The sequence below is a fragment of the Nocardioides alcanivorans genome (assembly GCF_021555175.1).
Taxonomy (GTDB): Bacteria; Actinomycetota; Actinomycetes; order Propionibacteriales; family Nocardioidaceae; genus Nocardioides; species Nocardioides alcanivorans.
Map to the genome: position 1 here is coordinate 1 of NZ_JAKGRW010000024.1, position 16,934 is coordinate 16,934.

Annotated in this window: 22 protein-coding genes and 1 pseudogene; 7 read left to right on the forward strand and 16 right to left on the reverse strand. The window is 66.0% G+C overall.

The window, feature by feature from the left end; all coding sequences use genetic code 11:
- The 9 genes and pseudogenes from L1066_RS29280 to L1066_RS13220 all read right to left on the reverse strand — a co-directional run.
- Positions 1 to 309: VldE C-terminal domain-containing protein (locus L1066_RS29280; RefSeq protein WP_512699721.1), on the reverse strand; the 309-nt coding region annotated here is incomplete at its 3' end.
- Between the two features lie 218 nt (positions 310 to 527).
- A pseudogene (locus L1066_RS29285) lies at positions 528 to 1,094 on the reverse strand (M23 family metallopeptidase); the annotation flags it as partial.
- A gap of 12 nt (positions 1,095 to 1,106) precedes the next feature.
- Entirely contained in the window at positions 1,107 to 1,331 is a 225-nt protein-coding gene (locus L1066_RS13190; RefSeq protein ID WP_235736766.1) for a hypothetical protein, read from the reverse strand.
- 475 nt (positions 1,332 to 1,806) lie between these two features.
- A complete protein-coding gene (locus tag L1066_RS13195; RefSeq protein WP_312007739.1) occupies positions 1,807 to 2,853 on the reverse strand; it encodes a ParB N-terminal domain-containing protein in 1,047 nt (348 codons plus the stop codon).
- Entirely contained in the window at positions 2,804 to 3,649 is an 846-nt protein-coding gene (locus tag L1066_RS13200; RefSeq protein ID WP_235736768.1) for a serine/arginine repetitive matrix protein 2, read from the reverse strand. Before L1066_RS13200 ends, L1066_RS13195 begins: the two co-directional genes overlap by 50 nt.
- Positions 3,646 to 4,002, reverse strand: a complete 357-nt coding sequence (locus L1066_RS13205; RefSeq protein WP_235736769.1) for a hypothetical protein — start codon at positions 4,000 to 4,002, stop codon at positions 3,646 to 3,648. The genes L1066_RS13200 and L1066_RS13205 overlap by 4 nt, the downstream gene beginning before the upstream one ends.
- A 48-nt stretch (positions 4,003 to 4,050) precedes the next feature.
- Positions 4,051 to 4,977 (reverse strand): bifunctional DNA primase/polymerase, encoded by a 927-nt coding sequence (locus tag L1066_RS13210; RefSeq protein WP_235736770.1) that lies wholly within the window; start codon positions 4,975 to 4,977, stop codon positions 4,051 to 4,053.
- Between the two features lie 473 nt (positions 4,978 to 5,450).
- Positions 5,451 to 5,645, reverse strand: coding sequence for a hypothetical protein (locus tag L1066_RS13215; protein WP_235736771.1), 195 nt, complete (start codon positions 5,643 to 5,645; stop codon positions 5,451 to 5,453).
- A 204-nt stretch (positions 5,646 to 5,849) separates the two neighbouring features.
- Positions 5,850 to 6,254 (reverse strand): four-helix bundle copper-binding protein, encoded by a 405-nt coding sequence (locus L1066_RS13220; protein ID WP_235736772.1) that lies wholly within the window; start codon positions 6,252 to 6,254, stop codon positions 5,850 to 5,852.
- 229 nt (positions 6,255 to 6,483) lie between these two features.
- Between L1066_RS13220 and L1066_RS13225 the strand changes: the two genes are divergently transcribed.
- Positions 6,484 to 6,816, forward strand: coding sequence for an ArsR/SmtB family transcription factor (locus L1066_RS13225; RefSeq protein WP_235736773.1), 333 nt, complete (start codon positions 6,484 to 6,486; stop codon positions 6,814 to 6,816).
- Positions 6,817 to 6,976: 160 nt separating this feature from the next.
- The gene (locus L1066_RS13230) at positions 6,977 to 7,564 is read left to right on the forward strand and encodes a DUF305 domain-containing protein (protein ID WP_235736774.1); all 588 of its coding nucleotides are present in this window, start codon (positions 6,977 to 6,979) and stop codon (positions 7,562 to 7,564) included.
- A gap of 393 nt (positions 7,565 to 7,957) precedes the next feature.
- On the opposite strand, the gene L1066_RS28660 is transcribed toward L1066_RS13230, so the two are convergent.
- Positions 7,958 to 8,791, reverse strand: coding sequence for a DUF3152 domain-containing protein (locus L1066_RS28660; RefSeq protein WP_376707677.1), 834 nt, complete (start codon positions 8,789 to 8,791; stop codon positions 7,958 to 7,960).
- Between the two features lie 101 nt (positions 8,792 to 8,892).
- Complete coding sequence (locus L1066_RS13235; RefSeq protein WP_235736775.1) at positions 8,893 to 9,150, reverse strand: hypothetical protein; 258 nt, start codon at positions 9,148 to 9,150, stop codon at positions 8,893 to 8,895.
- A gap of 121 nt (positions 9,151 to 9,271) precedes the next feature.
- Here L1066_RS13235 and L1066_RS13240 point away from each other — a divergent pair, with 121 nt between their 5' ends.
- Positions 9,272 to 9,850: a DUF411 domain-containing protein gene (locus tag L1066_RS13240; protein WP_235736776.1), complete on the forward strand. Its 579-nt coding sequence runs from the start codon at positions 9,272 to 9,274 to the stop codon at positions 9,848 to 9,850.
- A gap of 7 nt (positions 9,851 to 9,857) precedes the next feature.
- Here L1066_RS13240 and L1066_RS13245 read toward each other — a convergent pair whose 3' ends face one another.
- The 3 genes from L1066_RS13245 to L1066_RS13255 are packed head-to-tail and all read right to left on the reverse strand — an operon-like array spanning position 9,858 to position 11,694.
- Positions 9,858 to 10,472: a sensor histidine kinase gene (locus L1066_RS13245; RefSeq protein WP_235736777.1), complete on the reverse strand. Its 615-nt coding sequence runs from the start codon at positions 10,470 to 10,472 to the stop codon at positions 9,858 to 9,860.
- Positions 10,382 to 10,972: a HAMP domain-containing protein gene (locus L1066_RS13250; RefSeq protein WP_235736778.1), complete on the reverse strand. Its 591-nt coding sequence runs from the start codon at positions 10,970 to 10,972 to the stop codon at positions 10,382 to 10,384. The genes L1066_RS13245 and L1066_RS13250 overlap by 91 nt, the downstream gene beginning before the upstream one ends.
- Positions 10,969 to 11,694: a response regulator gene (locus L1066_RS13255; protein ID WP_235736779.1), complete on the reverse strand. Its 726-nt coding sequence runs from the start codon at positions 11,692 to 11,694 to the stop codon at positions 10,969 to 10,971. The genes L1066_RS13250 and L1066_RS13255 overlap by 4 nt, the downstream gene beginning before the upstream one ends.
- 141 nt (positions 11,695 to 11,835) lie before the next feature.
- Here L1066_RS13255 and L1066_RS13260 point away from each other — a divergent pair, with 141 nt between their 5' ends.
- The 3 genes from L1066_RS13260 (at position 11,836) to L1066_RS13270 (ending at position 14,284) form a co-directional block, all read left to right on the forward strand.
- Positions 11,836 to 12,069, forward strand: a complete 234-nt coding sequence (locus tag L1066_RS13260; RefSeq protein WP_235736780.1) for a hypothetical protein — start codon at positions 11,836 to 11,838, stop codon at positions 12,067 to 12,069.
- 121 nt (positions 12,070 to 12,190) lie between these two features.
- Complete coding sequence (locus tag L1066_RS13265; RefSeq protein ID WP_235736876.1) at positions 12,191 to 13,612, forward strand: multicopper oxidase family protein; 1,422 nt, start codon at positions 12,191 to 12,193, stop codon at positions 13,610 to 13,612.
- 75 nt (positions 13,613 to 13,687) lie between these two features.
- On the forward strand, positions 13,688 to 14,284 hold the full coding sequence (locus L1066_RS13270) for a DUF305 domain-containing protein (RefSeq protein WP_235736781.1): 597 nt from the start codon (positions 13,688 to 13,690) through the stop codon (positions 14,282 to 14,284).
- Positions 14,285 to 14,378: 94 nt separating this feature from the next.
- Here the strand turns inward: L1066_RS13270 and L1066_RS13275 are convergent, their stop codons facing one another.
- On the reverse strand, positions 14,379 to 14,654 hold the full coding sequence (locus tag L1066_RS13275; protein WP_235736782.1) for a heavy-metal-associated domain-containing protein: 276 nt from the start codon (positions 14,652 to 14,654) through the stop codon (positions 14,379 to 14,381).
- A 33-nt stretch (positions 14,655 to 14,687) separates the two neighbouring features.
- A complete protein-coding gene (locus L1066_RS13280; RefSeq protein WP_235736783.1) occupies positions 14,688 to 16,667 on the reverse strand; it encodes a heavy metal translocating P-type ATPase in 1,980 nt (659 codons plus the stop codon).
- Between the two features lie 6 nt (positions 16,668 to 16,673).
- On the opposite strand from L1066_RS13280, the gene L1066_RS13285 reads away from it, so the two are divergent.
- Complete coding sequence (locus L1066_RS13285; RefSeq protein ID WP_235736784.1) at positions 16,674 to 16,898, forward strand: hypothetical protein; 225 nt, start codon at positions 16,674 to 16,676, stop codon at positions 16,896 to 16,898.
- Positions 16,899 to 16,934 lie beyond the last annotated feature (36 nt).

A 16,934-nucleotide genomic window follows, 5' to 3' on the forward strand; every position in this document is an offset into this window, starting at 1 on the left:
ATTTGCGACGGTGAAGTGCAGGTGGTCGAAGTGCCCTCCGGTGACCGCGGCGGGGTCGTGCATGCCGCCTCCGTCGTAGGTGCGCCACCCTTCTGCCGATCTCGCGACGGACCAGATCTTCCCTTGCCAGATGAGGTATTCGACGCCGAGTTTCTTCGCGTTGGTCTTCATCCAGTTGGTGACCGTCCAGCCCAGGTCGAGGGCAGAGCCGGTGGCCTTGGTGCCGATGGAGTTGCCGAACGTTCCGTCGCAGGCACGGCCGAGGGAGTGCTCGGAGGGTTGGCCGGGACGAGGGAGTAGCAGGACCAGGACGTGCTGGGGAACTGTTGACGGACCTGCGCGAGCACAGCCGCGGTGCGTTCGGTGATCTTCCCGTCGGTGGTGGGGTCATCGACCATGCCATTGGGATTCGTCCCGTCGTACGGCGTCGCATCACCCTTGGGCCCGCAGCCACCCTTCTTGCTGGGTGACCCATTCGTCAGGCCGACGGCTCCTTGCGCTGCGAGCCATGGCGCGGGATCGACCGGTGCCCCGCTCGCGCTGGCGGGGCGTAGCTCGAAGTGCAGGTGGGGCCCGGTGGCGTAGCCGGTGGCGCCGACCGAGGCGATCTGTTGACCAGCGGTGACCCGGTCGCCAGCCTTGACCATGATGCTTGCCGCAGCCATGTGGGCGTAACCCGTGTCCATGCGCTGACCAGCGACCGTGTGCTCGATGAGGATCAGGTTCCCGTAGCCTGCCGACGGTCCCGCCGAAGCGACACGTCCGTCCGCCGTAGCCAGAATCGGTGTCCCTGACGGGGCGGCGAAGTCGGTGCCGCTGTGCAGTTTGTAGACACCGGTGATGGGGTGTCGTCGCATCCCGAACGCGCTGGTTTGGATCCACGTGCCTTTCGGCAGAGGGAGCACAACACGCGAGGACTCCCCAACCGGGAGAGCGGTAGTCGTGTCATCGTCGGAGAAGAACGTGAAGTTCACCGACGTTGCCGGCAGACAGGACGCTTCTGCGGCGGGATTCAGGATCGCCGTCAGCGACAGGAGGACGGCGGCCGGGCCGAGGAACAGCATGACCAGCCCGCCGATGATGACCTTCGACATCACGGGACTCGCCTACTCCAGGGGCTCGTTGAGCAGCGACAGTCGCAGGAGGCGGCACGCGTCGTACGTCGGCGCACAGACGATGAAGACGGTGAAGGTCACGTCGTGGCGGCTGGCGACAGGTTTGCCGTCCCAGATGCCGTCGCGGTGGCGGATGCCGCTGATCGTGTACGCCGTAGTGCCCGGAGCAAGCGTTGCGCTGCCCTGTTCGAGCGCGGTGGCCCACTTGGTCGGCACCTCGACAGACTCGACCTCGATCCACTGACGGGTTTCGTATTCGCGCAGTTCGATCCAAGTGGTCTCCGGGGAAGGTAGGCATCGACGTCGCTGATCAGTCCCGGGGACTCCTCGCCGGTCGGGTCGGCAATGGTCGCGATGCGTTCTAGGTACGCCGCTCGCGGAGCCAACCCGGTGGTGTCCCAGTCGAAGATCGCGTGTGCCACCACCTCGGCAAACTCCGCTGGGTCAGTTACGGGTGGCAGCTCGGGCAAGGTGCCGTCGTCCGGGACGGAGTTCGGCCCCGTCGCTTGTTGGGGAGCGGTGAGCCGATCGGAAGTGTCCGGCGGCGCGGTGTGTCTGTCGGTACGGGCGAGCAGCGCGTAGGTGGTGGCCGAGATGAGAAGAAGGCCGGTGAGGATCGCGAGGACGATGAGGCGACGTCGTCGGAGGTCGGGGTCGTAGGTGGAGGAGCGGAGCATGATCAGGTTCCTCCTCACGCGTCCGCGAGCGCATCGGTCGGTTGGTTCTCGCGCGCCTCGCGCGCGGTATCCGCGAAGGCCACCGATTCGGTGAGAGTCTGCTGGAAGGAGTCCCACTGCTCTTCGGTCAGTTCACGGCCGACCTTGACCGGGTCGTACCGGTTGACCCACCCGGCCAAGTCGTCCCACATCAACGTGAAGGAGTGCACCGAACGACGGGCGGCCTCGGCGGCCGCTTCACGCTTGATCCGGTTCTCCCGGATGCGCCGTGCGCGATCTGCTTTGGCTTGAGCCAACGCCCGAGCGGCCAGTTCTTCCAGGTCCTCGGCCGCCTCATCGTCGTCGTGTGCTTGTTCAGCTGCGGTGATGGCGGCTCGGACCCGCTGATAGCTGGGGTCGACCGCACCGCCTTCACGGATCCGCTCGAGTTCCTCCTCCGCAACCTTGCGCACGGCCCTGGGCGTCGATTCGTCGGCGGCGATGCTTTCGATCTTGCATATTTGCTCCAACCGCGTGTGCGATGCCGAGTTCGTGATCGTTTGGGCTGCTTGGCGAGCCGCTTTGCCGGCACCCACCTGCGGTGGTCCCGAATCGGGACCACCGTCGCCTTCTTCCCCGTCATCGGCGCCGAACCGGGTGGCCCGCTGCCGACGGGCAGCGTCCTCGGCCAGGAGCGCCTTCAGTTCCCGATACAGCGCAGCAGCATCCATAGGCGACAGGGGCCGGTGCATCGTGTTCTCATCCTGCTCGGCGAGGAGCTGCGTGAGATGGTCTGAGACCCCGGTGCGGACCCAGACCCGCAGCGTTGTCCAGCCCAGTTCCTTCACGGCCGCCAGCCGGCGGTGTCCGCACACCAGTACGCCGTCGGGAGTGATCGTGACGGGCTGCAACAGCCCGAGGCGTTCGATCGACCGCATGAGTGGTGCCAGATCCCGTTCGGGGTCGGACCGGTGCCGTAGGCCCACCTTGATGGAGTCCACACGACGCTCCAACTCGATGTGCCCGTGCGCTTCAGACATGGGAGACCCCCTCATGGCTGGGCGCGGTCGCCTCGAAGACATCGGCGAAACACGGCACGCCACTGAGTTCGCCCGGCAGGTAGCCAAGTGCAAGTAGCTGCAGTAGCCCGCGGCCCTCCCGAGCTCGTTCATGCGTGGGGAGCTGATTGCCCAGGAGCGCCTGCAAGACGGCGATCCAGTGCGCGTGCGACAGGTCGAGCAGCGCCTCGGCATGGTGATCGCGGGTCAGGCGGGTGTACGCCGTGGCCCGATTGCCCGAGCGGATCAGCTGACTGCAGACGTACTCGACGCAACCCGTGGCCGTGGGTTGCGGCCAACCGTTGTCGACCATGATCGCGGCAGCGCGCTCGGCCGCGACCCACGCGTTCGTCGGCTCGTCGACACCCGTCGCCTCCATTGCGCAGTCGTCGTGCCCGTCATCGAACTGGTCGATGGCGTGGAACGCCGGGTGGTAGTCGGTCAGATCGGTCTCGCGTTCACAGAACCGTTCCGCGTCGTGGTGAGCTGCGACCTCGGGACGGCGTGCCTGGTGGTTCGAGCACAGCAGCCCTTGGGCTCGGGCTTCGTAGATCAAGGTGACCTGGACGGCCCGGGTGACCACCGCCCAGGGGTCGATCGCCGTCCGGACCGCGCGGGTCCGCATCGCTTCGAACGCGGCGTAGGCAGCATCCTCGGGAGCCAGGTCGTACTTGCGTGCCAGCGCGGCGTACTTCTGAGTCGCGAACTGGATCAGCTCGTGCGCGTCGGGATCTTGTTTCCAGGTGCCGGTCGGTGAGTAGTGCAGTCGTACGAGCAGGAGCCGTAAGCCCTGCGCGGTGGTGAACGGTGGTGTTTTCACAGTTCCACTCCTTCGTGCGCCGCGGTGGCGGTTGGTCGGGCGATCGCCGACCGGGTCGTGCGACGCCCGGCGCTGGCGATGGAGGACGGGACGCGCCGCGCCCGAGTGGCCAGCGCTGTTTGCAGGTCGATGCTGCGGCCGGCGACGGGCGATCCGACGCGCGTGGCGAGGTCGGTGGGGCGCACCCAGGCGATGCCGTGGGCTTCTTGTTGGCTCGACGCGACCGGTTGCTGGCAGGGATCGCGCCGCACGGCCAACGCGGGCGGTTCAGCCGTCTGAGTGGCCTCGGGGCGCGGCGCGGCTTCATCAGAACGTCGGTCGAGTCGGCGGTCGTAGGGTTCAGGTCCGTTCATGGAAGGTTCCTCGTGAGATCTGGGTGGGTCGGCAAGGTCCGATGAGCGTCAAAGGCGCACCTCTTCAGCCGCTCGGGAAGGGCCCAGGCGCTCACCCGCTACAGACGGAGGTCCTAGACGGTTGGCGATGCGGTAGGCCGAGCGGATCGTGGTCATCGCCTCGCGCTCGGTCAGACCAGCAGACTGGGCAGCCTCGCCCAGCACGGTGGCGGCGATGTCGAACCGTTCTCCCGACTCGGCCATGCGGCACGAGGCCCAGAAGAGGCCGCGGTTCCTCTCGCCCTCACCGCGCGTGGCAACCCAGGAGGCGAGTCTGTCCGGGCGAGCTCCGATGTTCGGCAGATCAGCCGGGGCACGGGCTGATCGAGCTGGCTCCAAGAACCGACGGAGCGCGTTCGCGTCGACAGCATCAGGTTGGCGAGTGGCAACGTTGACGACCCGGTACGGGTGGACCTCGCCGTCGGGCTGGACGACGGTGGACGGCGGCAGCACCACGTACCCGCCGTCGCCACGGAAGTCGACGTGTCGTCCGGGAACCTGCCATGACCGCTGCTCGACCGCCCCGGCCCGAAGGAAGCACGCGTGCATCCCGCCCGAGGGGGTCGAGACCACCCACGCAGGTGTGCCCAGGAGACCAGCGGACCGGGCCGGCTGCAGCGCGTCGAAGCCGCTGCCGGAGGCATGCACGTCGATGTCCACGACGTCGACGCCGGAAGCGAAGCCAGTGGGCATGGCCACGTTCGCGTCTGGCCACTGGCGCCACCACTCGGCCACAACGGACTCCTTGGTCGTGGCATCGTGGAACCCGTGCTCGGTGAGCGGGTTCTTCTGAAACGGAACGCACGGGAACACCGGCACACCCGCAGACGCGAGCACCGCCGCAGCGCTCGCAGGCGTCGCAGCCTGCTCCAGATCAGCGACCAGCGCTGGCGACCAGCGTGGGGAACTGGGGACGTGGCGTGTCGAGTCGGTCATGGGCTCGACGATCCTCAGGAGCCGTATCCGACTTCGTACCCCTTACCGGCCGGTAGGTGTGGGGTACGCCCGTACCTCTATGCGTTTGCGCAGGTCAAAGGGCGTACCCCCAATTGAAAGGCCAGAAAGTGAAAGGCCAGAAAGGCCAAAACGGCCAGATTGGCCGGGGCTCAGGCCAGCACGGAGGGTGAGAGATCGTGATCCGGGACGAGTTCGTGGATGAGGTCGCGGACGCGGGTATCGATGTCGGCGGATGATGCGGCGCACCGGTGGCGTCGTTGGTGGATGCCGGCATCGTCGAGCGAGAACAGCCTGGACGCTGGGCCCACTACCGACTCATCGGCGACACACTCGCCGCTCTCAGTGACGCATTGTGTCCTGAGGTTTCTCAGGATTCTTGGCTCCTGGCCGGGGTCAGCTGCTTGATTGCCTCTGCGATGAGGTTAGGCAGATCGACGGTCCCCAGATTGTCGTCAGATCAGCGATGACTGCCTCATCGAGGTACTCGCGGCATGGTCGACGCGGGCGACTACGTCGAAGGGCGCGGCGGCGGTTGCGATCTCCACCACCCTTGCCGCTCGGTCTAGATCGCCCGCCTGAATTGCAGTGGCTTCGACATCGTGTGCGACGTCCACGATCGCGTAAGCGAAGATCTCGTCGTCAATCACGGGACTCGGCGTCGAGCCAACTCCAGCCGGTTTCGCGGAGGTTGAAGAACGGGGAAATCTGGTGCGAGCGTCGTCGCCAATCCACCTACGGGCTACTCCTACGTCGCAGCGGACCCCGTTCCTCCTCATCGAGAACACCTCGGCGGCTTGGAAAACTCCAGACGCTGGGGGAGCGATGGCCAAGAGAATCGTCGGAACTGACCTCTACCTCAGGTTGGTGAGGAGGTCACGGCAGGCTTGCTCGCAGCGGCGGCAGACTTCGGCGCAGATGCGGCAGTGCTCGTGCATGTCAGCATGGCTCTCGCACTCGTCGCCGCACGCCTTGCAGGTGGTCGCGCAGGCCTCCAAGAGCGTCCGGGTCACGTTGGCGTCGTACCCGGTGTGTCGCGACAACGCGTTCCCGGTGGCCACGCAGATGTCGGCGCAGTCCAGGTCGGTGCGAATGCACTTGGTCAAGTCGGCGACCATGTCCTCCGACAGACACGCGTCGGCGCACGCGGTGCAGACTTGGGCGCACTCGAAACAGGCCGCGATGCACTCGGCCAACTTCTCCTTATCGATGTTCCCCAGGTCCTTTGGGTAAGCCTCCAGCATCTTGGTGTGAGCCACGATTCCTCCTCTGGTTACGGCGGCGGGTCATCCGGCTGATGACCCTGCATGGGTCGCTTCTTCTCCCTGTACCCACCACACGCTGGATCATCCGCATAGCCGCACGGGTGTTGGGTACCTATGCGCTGTGACCGACGACGAGTTTGTGCGCTCCCGGGATGATGAGCCGGTCCAGATCACCGGTCGCGGTGACCGGCACGAGCATCCGGTCGATCCGAGACGGGTTGCCATGGCCCGCGAGCGCCTGCCGACGGCAGAGGAGGAGGACCGGCTTACCAGCGTGCTCTCGTTGATGGCCGATCCCACTCGTGCGCGACTGCTGTACGCCCTCGACGTGGTCGAGGAGCTCTGTGTGGGCGACCTCGCCATTGCGTTGTCGGTGAGCGAGGACGCGGTCTCCTACGGCCTTCGGGTGCTGCGTACCGCCGGGCTGGTGACACGACGCAAGGAGGGCCGGATCGTGTACTACCGGCTCGCAGAGGGCTTTCCCGAGCCACTTCGACAGCACTGCCTACGTCAGCTCATCGAGATGTCTCGCGCTCCGATCGACGACGACAGCTGACGCCAAGGTGAGCGACACCAATCACCGCAACCCACCCCCATCCGGAAGGACGATCCCCATGTCATCGCATCACACGCAGGAGCCGTCCGGTGCCAGCGAGCCCAGCGACCGGGAGAAGGAACACGACCAGCAGAAGGGGCACAAGTCCCACGAGCGGCGGATGTACGTGCGGTTCGGGCTGATGATCGCCACTTCCACCGTGGTGATGTTCGTCTTGATGTACTCCAACGTCTTCGCCTTCGACCACGTGCGGTGGAGCGAGGAGCGCTTCTACATGGCGCTGCTGATGGGCGGGGCCATGGCGCTGGTGATGTTCGCGTTCATGCGCAGCATGATGTACAAGAATCGCGTCTACAACGTCGTGCTCGTGGCGGTGGCGGTGTTGCTCGGTGCAGGTGGGCTGTACCTTTCGCGTTCCCAGGTGTTGGTCGACGACCAGGCGTACATGAAGGGCATGATCCCGCACCACTCGATAGCCATCTTGACCAGTGAGCGGGCCGACATCGACGACGTACGAGTCCGTGAGCTCGCCGACGGGATCATCAGGGCCCAGCGCAAGGAAATCAAGGAGATGGACTGGCTGATCGACGATATTGAGAAAAACGGTCCGGCCACCACTCAGGAGGAAGCCGATCAGCGTCCCGTCCCGGACTTCGAGGGAAGCGCCGCCGAGAACCTCGAAGATGTCAGCGATGCCCTGGCCGTGCTGGCCCTGTTCGGCGTCGAGCCGCAACCGGCCGCGCCGTGAGAGTCGGCGCTCGCACGGGAGTGGCTCAGGCGCAGCGGCCCAGATCGGTATCAGTAGTGCAGTCGCAGTGTGGATCAGTCGGCCAAATGGATCGCGGAGCGATCGGGATGGCGTCGGGGTGATCTTGATGCTTCCGCGGCTCCGAAACTCAAGCTGATGATGCACGCGACCCGGCTACCCAGACGGTGGGCGTGAAGCCCCGACATTGCACGAGCACGATGCAATGGTGTGCCAAAGTCTCGCCGAGCCCACGCGCTAACCGCCCCACAACGCCTTCCGAGCTCGCCTCGACGGTAAACCCCAGGCGCCGTCGATGGCCGAGACCGAACAGGATGACGGTCAGATCAACGACGCTGTCGAGCTCGCCGGTGGAGGCTGTCGCGCCTTACCGCTTCAGTGGCCAGCCAGATCGACTCGAGCCGGCCAAGGGTTGGCGACACAGCCGTCTAAGCCCTTCGTCTGCTGCAACATCACCGGCGCCAACGCACCCGGGGCAGAGCAGCCAACATGCCCGTACCCAAGGGCATGGCCGGTCTCGTGGTTGACCACGTAACGGCGGTACGCCTCTAACTGGCCGGTGTAGCTGTCCGCGCCGAACTGCCACCGCCAAGCATTGATGACGACGTTGCTGCCGTTGCGACACGATAGACGGCCGCCGGTGTCCAGGGGCGCACAGAGTGAATCAGCGGTCTCTGGGCTGGCGATGACGATGCGTAGGTCCGAATCGCCCTCGACGCGAGCGAGTGCGTGCCTGGATGTCCAGCCCCGGTCGTCGACCAAGGTTGCCTCGACGAACGAGGCGACCTCATGGACATCGAAGGGTAGGTCTCGCTCGACTTCGACTCGGTAGGTGGTGGCGCCTGGGGGTGCACTCTCGGCGGCCGAAGCGGTGTCAAAGACGCCTGGTCCCTGCTCCGGAACCACGGCGGGCTCAGGCGCAGTGACCCGCGGTGCTGGCTTGCGCTTCGAGCGCTTGGCGACTACCCCTTGAGAGGGAGCCGGCTGGGGCATCGCAGAGTCGAGGACTCTGGTCGATCCGACGTCGGTGGTCTCCAGGGATGAGGTCGGGACCGGACGGGGATCCCGGTCGACAATGACCACCGCGACGATGGCCGACAGGGATGCTGCCAGAAGTGCGATGACCCCGGCCTTGCCACCTGCCCGCCCCGGTGGGGCGGCGCGGCGAGCGCCAGCACGCGGCCGCCGCGCGGCTCTATGTTTGCTCATTGCCCTACTTGTCCGCTGAGCACCGTCATAGTTGGCGTGCCGTCAACGATGCGGGGAAGGCTTGCGTCGACGGCACGCCCGATCATGGGGGCGACTCCGCCTCAGTGGTCGAATGCCTTCATGAACAGCCACATCGTGGCCAGCATCGCCATACAGCCCAGAACCCATAGGAGTCCGCTGAAGCCGGCAATACTTCCAGCGACGATCAGAGCGCCGATGACCAAGAACACGGGCAGCCACATTCGCGGCTGCGCCCAACGACTGCCGTGCCGGGTCAACGTGCTTCCGGGCGATTGCTCGGTCACAGCCTCACGCGCGGTGGCGACGGCATCGCGCGGGTGGGAGTCGTGTGCACTCATCACGCCAGTCTTGCCGGGGACCATGAAGCATTCGGACGGGTTCGATGAAGGTCTGATCAAGGTCTTCGGTCGGCGAGCACTCCCGCGATCACGTGGTGGATGGCATGCTTACCCTTGCCGCATGAGTCATCTGGTGAGTCGTCGAGTCCTGGTGATGGGGCTACTGGGCGTCGGGACGGTCACGTTGGTGTCGGGATGTGGTGCAGAGTCCAACTCGTCATCATCCGCTGGTTCGACCCAGCCCGCGCCGCCCACCGCGTTGCCGGAGAACGTTGACAGGTATGGCGTCGATCCTGCGCTGCTGGCGTTCACGGTCTTCAAGGACCCCTCGTGTGGTTGCTGCGGGGGATGGGTCGAGCATGCGGAAGCGAATGGCTTCTCGGTCGCGATCGAGCATCCCGACGTGCTGGGCGACGTCTTCGCCGATCACGACGTCGCAGTGGATCTCCAGTCGTGTCACCTGGCGTTGAGCGCCGGTGGCGCGGTGTTCGTCGGACATGTCCCGGTGCCGTTCATCTTGGAATATCTCAAGGATCCGCCGGCTGGTGCGCGTGGCCTGACGGTGCCGGCGATGCCGGTGGGCACGCCCGGGATGGAGATGGGGGATGAGTTCGATCCGTACGAGGTGCTCGTCCTCACCGTGGACGGGCCGCCGGAGGTGTTCGCGAAGGTGACGAAGGCGTCGCAACAGAGCGTCTGACTCCGGGTCACGTGAGTGGGATCGCGAACGTGACCTTGGTTCCGGCTCCGGGCCCGGGGCTTTCGACGGTGATCCGCCCGTGGTGGGCCTCGATGATCGCCTTGCTGATGGTGAGTCCGATGCCGGATCCGTGGCCGGTGTGGTGGCGTGCGGCGTCGCCGCGGTAGAACCGTTCGAAGACGTGGGTCAACTGTTCGGCCGGGATTCCTGTGCCGCGGTCGATCACGGAGACTTCGACCACCGGCCCATTGATGCGAGCGGCGAGGGTCACGGCCTGACCGGATTCACTGTGGTGCAGCGCGTTGTCCAGCAGGTTGGTGAGCACCTGCCCGAGCCGATGAGCATCGGCACGGATGGCGCACGACCTTGACGGTCCGTTCCGTACTAGCTCGACGCCAGCGCGTTCGTACGCCGTACGGCTGGCGGCTACCGCGGATCGCAACAGCTCCCCGACATCAAGGGTTTCGAGATCTAGGGTGGTGCGTCCTTCCTCGGCGGCGGAGACGTCGGCAACGTCGGTGGCGAGCATGCTCAGTCGGGCGACCTGGTCGTGGAGGATGTCGCGGGTTTCCTCGTCCCAGACGCGGACGCCGTCGTCGATGGATTCCAGATACGCCCGCACCGTGCTGAGGGGGTCCTCATCTCGTGACCCAGGTCGCTGAGCAGCCGTCGCCTGGTGTCCTCGGTGTGTTCGAGCTGTTCGGCCATCGTGTTGAAGGCCGTGGTCACGGCGTCGAGTTCAGGGCCTGCCCCTGTGGCGGGTAGACGTACGTCGTAGCGACCGCCGGCCATGTCGGCCACTGCTTCCGCCAGTTCGCTGAGCGGACCTTGGATACGGCGGGCGAGGTACCAGCTCACAAGCAGCGAACAGGCGATGGCGACAATGACGGCAAAACCGAGCGCAACCAGATTCGCTTCTCGGTACGCCATTTCGATGTGGGCCAGTTCGGGTGAGTTCTCGGCATGGCCGGTCTCAAGGAGGTGCTGATGGAACAGGGACGGGCCGACGATCGCGGCAACGGCAGCGGCGGTGCTGATGCTCGCGACCAACACGAGGGCCTGCGCGGTGAGCAGGCGCGTGCCGATGGTGCGCCCCGCCGCTGGTCGCCTCTGTTCCTTCATCCCCTGCCCAATCGGTAGCCCACGCCGCGCACGGTTTCGATGAACCGAGGCGAGGCGGGGTCGTCGTTCAGCTTTCGACGGATGTGTCCGACGTGGACGTCGACCACATGCTCATCGCCCACCCATGACGGCCCCCATGCCGACTGCAGGATCTGCAGACGCCCAAACGCCATACGTGGCTGCGCTGCGAGCGCGGCCAAGACATCGAACTCGGTGCGGGTGAGGTCGATGACAGTTCCATCGAGCAGCACCTCCCGAACGTGGAGATCGATGCTCAACGGCCCGACTCGGACCGGGTCGGGAAGATCTGCTGCCGGAGCCGGTGCGCCGGCACGGGGGCGACGCATCAGCACCTGGACCCGTGCCACGAGCTCGCGCGGGCTGAAGGGTTTGGTCATGTAGTCGTCAGCGCCCACCGAGAGCCCGATCAGCTTGTCGAGCTCTTCACTGCGAGCGGTCAACATCAGGATGTAGCAATCCGATCGAGTCCGGATCTGACGGCAGACCTCGACGCCATCCAGGCCGGGCAGCCCCAGATCGAGGATGACGACGTCGGGATCCTGGGCGACCATCGCGACTGCATCGGGGCCAGTGTGCGCAAGTCGTACCGAAAAGTCAGCGGCCTCAAGATAGGAGGCCACCACCCGGGCGAGGGGCTCCTCATCGTCGACGACCAAGACATCGCCGGCGGTGGGCGCAGTGTCTGCAGGCGGGTGAGTCATGGGACCAGTCTCCCGGGTGAGCTGCCGCCACCCACGGCTCAGGGCAGGAATCTTGATCGGATCTTCGTCAAACGGGGATCCCTCCGTCAGAGGCGAGCGCGATAGTTGTCTCAGGTCAGGAACGAAGGGAGCCAAACCAAGATGTGGCACGACAACTACGGCATGGGCTGGCCGATGTGGGCGGTGATGATCTTGGGTTTGATCGCCCTGTGGGTCCTGGTGGCCCTGCTGGTGCGGCACTCCTTCAACGGAAGGCGCCCCGGGTCCTTCCCCTCGCGCAGTGCTTTGGCTGAACTCGACGCCCGCTTGGCGCGTGGGGACATCAGCACGGATGACTACACCGCCGCGCGGCGTCTCATCAGCGACGGCCACTGAAAGTCATCGGACATCGGCACCCGGAAGGAGTTCCACAGACTTGAATGCCAGCCGAGCCATTTCGCAGCCCGCTGCGTCGCGCCGTGCGTTCCTGCTCGGCGGTCTCGCCACCGCCGGCACGATGGTACTCGCGGGGTGCTCGAATGACCCGAGCCCCGCGGCCAGACCGATTGGCGCTACGCCCTCGCTGACTCCGTCCGCGGGTCAGAGGGTGGTCTCCCAGTCGCTGGTCGCCAAGCCGACCACCCTTGACCTGGGCGGGGTCACGGTCGATACCTGGGCCTATGGTGACACCGCGCCGGGCCCACTGCTGCGCGCGAAGGCCGGCGACATGCTTCGGGTCACCGTGGACAACCAATTGCCCGACGACACGACGATCCATTGGCACGGCATCCGACTGCGCAACGTCGCCGACGGTGTTCCCGGGCAAACGCAGGACCCGATCAAGCCAGGGACGTCGTACACCTATGAGTTCACCGCGCCTGATCCCGGCACCTACTTCTTCCATCCCCATGTCGGGGTGCAACTCGATCGCGGACTATATGCCCCGCTGATCATCGACGACCCGTCTGAACCCGGCCGCTATGACGCCGAATGGGTCGTCGTACTCGATGACTGGATCGACGGCACCGGCACCACTCCCGACGAGGTGTTCACCAAGCTCACCGGTGGACAAGGCGGCGGCATGGACCATGGAAGCATGGAGGGGATGGACCATGGGGCCATGCGAGGCATGGCAAGGGACGGCGCGCAGCCCTTCGGCGACGCTGGTGACGTCGCCTACCCCCACTACGTGATCAACGGCCGCGCCCCGGCTGATCCCGACGTGTTGCGCGCGAAGCCCGGCCAGCGAGTGCGGATGAGAGTCATCAACGCCGGTTCCGACACCATCTTTGCCGTCGCCATGGGTGGACACCAGATGACCGTCACCGCCACGGACGGGTGGCCAGTGGAGCCAGTCACGACGGACGCGTTCTACATCGGCATGGGGGAGCGGTACGACGTCGAGGTGACCCTGGACGACGGAGTGTTCCCGCTCGTCGCGACCCCGGTCGGAAAGAAGGGTATTGCCCGCGCCCTCGTCCGCACCGGCCCCGGACGAGCGCCCGCGGACGACACGACTCCACGCGAGCTCAGCGGACAGGTGCTGATGGGCACCGACCTCCGGCCCGCTGAATCCTCACGCCTGGACCCCAAGGATCCCGACGACCAACAGATGCTCCACCTCTCAGGCCAGATGCAGCCCTACTCGTGGGCGGTCAACGGCAAGCCCTTCGGGCAGAACACTCCGATCTCCCTCACGCGGGGAAACCGGGTGCGGCTCCGGATGATGAACATGACGACGATGACCCATCCCATGCACCTGCACGGCCACACCTTCGCCCTACCCAACGGGCTGCGCAAGGACACCGTCCTCATCGCGCCGATGCGCAGCATCGATGTCGACCTCGACGCCGACAATCCCGGCGACTGGATGGCCCACTGCCACAACATCTACCACGCCGAGGCCGGAATGATGATCGCTCTCAATTACGTGAAATAGCCAGGCACACATCAACCGGCCGGCAACAACTTGGCGTCCGATCCCACCAGAAGGAAGTTCATGATCAAGAAGCTCATGGCGCTGCTCATCGCGCTCACCACCGCATTCACCCTCGCCGCCTGCGGCAACGACAACAGCCAAGACGGCCACGGCGGCTCGGCCTCGAAGATCGCCGAGAACGAGGATTTCAATCAGGCCGACGTGGACTTCGCCACTGAGATGATCCAGCACCACGCGCAGGCGCTGAGCATGGTCGACCTGATTGAGGGGAAGCAGGTCTCACCCGAGTTGACGGCCCTTGCTGAGCAGATCCGCATGGCTCAAGGGCCCGAGATCGAGACGTTGGTCGACTGGCTCCAGGACTGGTCCCAGCCGGTTCCCGAGACGATGCGTGACCACGCAAACGCTCACGGTGACGGTGACATGGAGATGGATTCCGACATGCCGGGAATGATGAGCGCCGAGGAGATGGAGGCCCTTGGGGCCGCACAAGGGCCTGCGTTCGAACGAATGTGGCTGGAGATGATGATCGAGCACCATGAGGGCGCGATCGAGATGGCCAAGGCCGAGAAGGATGACGGCGAGTTTGCTGACGCGGTCGAACTGGCCGACACGATCATCACTGCACAGGACGATGAGATTGGCCAGATGAAGACGATGCTCGGCTCCTGACTCCGCCCGTAGCCGAAGGCTGGCGACCCGACCGTTGAGGTCCGGTCACCAGCCTTTCGTCATTCCAAGGGCCAGGCGCCCGCCGGGGGCCGGGTCAGCTCAGCCCGTAACCGGCTGCTTCGACGGCGGCAGCGACGCTGGCGCGCTCGACCGGCGTGGTCGCGTGAACTGTGAGCGATGAGGAAGCGACGTCGACCTCGGCGCGGTCGACGCCGTCCACCTTGGAGACTGCCTCGGTGACCTTGCCGGCGCAGCCGCCGCAGGTCACGCCGGTGAGGCTGAACTTCTCTGACCAGGTCTGAGTTGCCGCAGACGTGGCGATGTCGATGGATTGCGTTCCGGCGGTGGAGCAGTTGCAGGAGGTGCACATGGTGGTTCCTTTCAGTGGTTGCCGACCGGGAGATCAGGCGTTGCTGTCCTGGTGGGTGGTGGGAGAGAGGCGCCCGGGTACCAGGTCCAGGCGCCGCAGCAACTGGGCGTTGAGTGCCACGACCACGGTGGAGGCGGACATCAGGACCGCTCCGACCGACATCGGGAGCACGAACCCGATGGGGGCGAGCACGCCGGCGGCAAGTGGTACGGCGGCAAGGTTGTAGCCCGCGCCCCACGCCAGGTTCTGGATGCTCTTGCGGTAGGTCGCCTTGGACAGTTCGATGATCGACAAGACGGCGCGGGGATCGTCGGAGGCCAAGATGATGCCGGCCGACCCGATGGCGACGTCGGTTCCGGCTCCGATGGCGATGCCGACATCGGCCTGGGCCAGGGCCGGTGCGTCGTTCACGCCGTCGCCGACCATGGCGACGGTGCGTCCTTCGGACTGGAGTTCGGCGACCTTGGACGCCTTGTCCTCGGGGCGTACGCCGGCGTAGACCCTGTCGATGCCGAGCTCGGCCGCCACGGTGGTGGCGACTGCTTCGGCGTCCCCGGTGATCATGACGACCTCGATGCCCCGCTCGTGCAGGGCATTGATCGCGGCGCGGGACTCCTCGCGGATCTCGTCAGCCAGGCTCAGTCCGCCGACGACGGCGCCATCAACCACGACGTGCAGGATGATCGCGCCGTGCCGGCGCCATTCGTCCGCAACCGGCAGTTCGGTGACGCCCTCGCGAGTGAGGAGCGCCGGGCCGCCGACGTGCACGGTCATTCCGTCCACGACCGCAGTGACGCCTTCGGCGGGGTGTGATGAGAAGTCACTGGAGGAAGGTAGGGCCAGGCCCTTCTTCTCGGCGGCTCGGACGATGGCTCGGGCCAGCGGGTGTTCGGAGTCCGCCTCGGCCGCGGCCGCCAGGCGCAGTACCTCATCGGAGTTGAGTGTGGTGTCGGGGGCGGGCTCAATCGCGGTGACCGTCGGCTGTCCCTTGGTCAGGGTGCCGGTCTTGTCGAACAGGACGGAGTCGACGGTGCGCATCGACTCCATCTCGAGGCGATCCTTGACCAGTACGCCGGCCTTGGCCGCGCGTTCAGTCGAGATCGAGATCACCAGCGGAATCGCCAGTCCAAGTGCGTGGGGGCAGGCAATGACCAGCACCGTGATGGTGCGGATCAGCCCATCCTCGGGCAGACCGATCAGCGCCCAGACCAGGAAGGTCACCACGGCGGAGGCCAGTGCGAACCAGAACAGCCACCCCGCCGCCTTGTCGGCCAGGCGTTGGGCGCGCGATGTCGACGCCTGCGCGTCGGCGACCAGTCTCTGGATCCCTGCCAGAGCGGTCTGTTCGCCTACTGCGGTGACCTCGACGCGCAGGCCGGAGTCGGTGGCGATGGTACCGGCCACGACGGTGGCGCCCGCCTCACGGCGTACGGGTAGGGATTCGCCGGTGATCATCGACTCGTCCATCGACGCCGAGCCGCTCACCACCCGTCCGTCTGCGGCCACGCTGCCGCCGGGGCGGATCACGATGACATCGCCGACCGAGAGGTCAGCGGGGGAGACGACGACGATCTCGTCGCCCTCGACCCTCTCGGCCTCGTCGGGCAACAGTGTGGCCAGCGAGTCCAGGGCCGAGGTCGTGCGGACCAGTGAGCGCATCTCAATCCAGTGGCCCAGCAGCATGATTACCACCAGCAGTGCCAGCTCCCACCAGAAGTCGAGATGGTGGGGGAGCAACTCGAGGGTGGCGCCCCATGAGGCGACGAAGGCTACGGTGATGGCGAGAGCGACAAGCAGCATCATGCCGGGCTGGCGCGAACGGATCTCGGAGACGGCGCCGGTCAGGAAGGGGCGACCGAACCAGAAGTAGAGCACCGTCCCCAGAATCGGCGGCAGCCAGAAAACGCCGGGGAGGCCGGGCACCTGATAGCCGACGAGGTCGGCGAACATCTGCGATAGCAGAACCGTCGGGACAGCCAGCACGAGCGAGCCCCAGAACAAGCGACGGAACATGCCGACATGATCGCCATGCCCCGCGTGCCCTCCATGCTCCCCGTGGCCGCCATGTTCGGCGTGTGGGCCGTGACCCACATGTTCGAGGCCACCATGCCCACCGTGCGCGTGTTCGGCGGCTGTCTCGCCGTGGGCGCCGGCGTGGTGGTGATCGGCATCGCTGCCCGGTGCGGCCCGCCCGGCGTCAGGACCGGCGCCGTGGCCGTGCTGGTGAGACGTGCCCATGGTTGATCCCCTTCCATTGAACTGCTGCTTCTCCTCACTCAC

What these genes read in the sequence shown, in the direction of transcription:
- L1066_RS28660 (WP_376707677.1), bottom strand. Translation starts at nt 8,791, where the DNA reads ATGAGCAAACATAGAGCCGCGCGGCGGCCGCGTGCTGGCGCTCGCCGC.
- L1066_RS13195 (WP_312007739.1), bottom strand. Translation starts at nt 2,853, where the DNA reads ATGTCTTCGAGGCGACCGCGCCCAGCCATGAGGGGGTCTCCCATGTCT.
- L1066_RS13205 (WP_235736769.1), bottom strand. Translation starts at nt 4,002, where the DNA reads ATGAACGGACCTGAACCCTACGACCGCCGACTCGACCGACGTTCTGAT.
- L1066_RS13275 (WP_235736782.1), bottom strand. Translation starts at nt 14,654, where the DNA reads ATGTGCACCTCCTGCAACTGCTCCACCGCCGGAACGCAATCCATCGAC.
- L1066_RS13270 (WP_235736781.1), top strand. Translation starts at nt 13,688, where the DNA reads ATGGCGCTGCTCATCGCGCTCACCACCGCATTCACCCTCGCCGCCTGC.
- L1066_RS13240 (WP_235736776.1), top strand. Translation starts at nt 9,272, where the DNA reads ATGAGTCATCTGGTGAGTCGTCGAGTCCTGGTGATGGGGCTACTGGGC.
- L1066_RS13255 (WP_235736779.1), bottom strand. Translation starts at nt 11,694, where the DNA reads ATGACTCACCCGCCTGCAGACACTGCGCCCACCGCCGGCGATGTCTTG.
- L1066_RS13285 (WP_235736784.1), top strand. Translation starts at nt 16,674, where the DNA reads ATGATCGCCATGCCCCGCGTGCCCTCCATGCTCCCCGTGGCCGCCATG.
- L1066_RS13250 (WP_235736778.1), bottom strand. Translation starts at nt 10,972, where the DNA reads ATGAAGGAACAGAGGCGACCAGCGGCGGGGCGCACCATCGGCACGCGC.
- L1066_RS13235 (WP_235736775.1), bottom strand. Translation starts at nt 9,150, where the DNA reads ATGAGTGCACACGACTCCCACCCGCGCGATGCCGTCGCCACCGCGCGT.
- L1066_RS13280 (WP_235736783.1), bottom strand. Translation starts at nt 16,667, where the DNA reads ATGTTCCGTCGCTTGTTCTGGGGCTCGCTCGTGCTGGCTGTCCCGACG.
- L1066_RS13265 (WP_235736876.1), top strand. Translation starts at nt 12,191, where the DNA reads ATGGTACTCGCGGGGTGCTCGAATGACCCGAGCCCCGCGGCCAGACCG.
- L1066_RS13225 (WP_235736773.1), top strand. Translation starts at nt 6,484, where the DNA reads ATGGCCCGCGAGCGCCTGCCGACGGCAGAGGAGGAGGACCGGCTTACC.
- L1066_RS13230 (WP_235736774.1), top strand. Translation starts at nt 6,977, where the DNA reads ATGTACGTGCGGTTCGGGCTGATGATCGCCACTTCCACCGTGGTGATG.
- L1066_RS13210 (WP_235736770.1), bottom strand. Translation starts at nt 4,977, where the DNA reads ATGACCGACTCGACACGCCACGTCCCCAGTTCCCCACGCTGGTCGCCA.
- L1066_RS13260 (WP_235736780.1), top strand. Translation starts at nt 11,836, where the DNA reads ATGTGGCACGACAACTACGGCATGGGCTGGCCGATGTGGGCGGTGATG.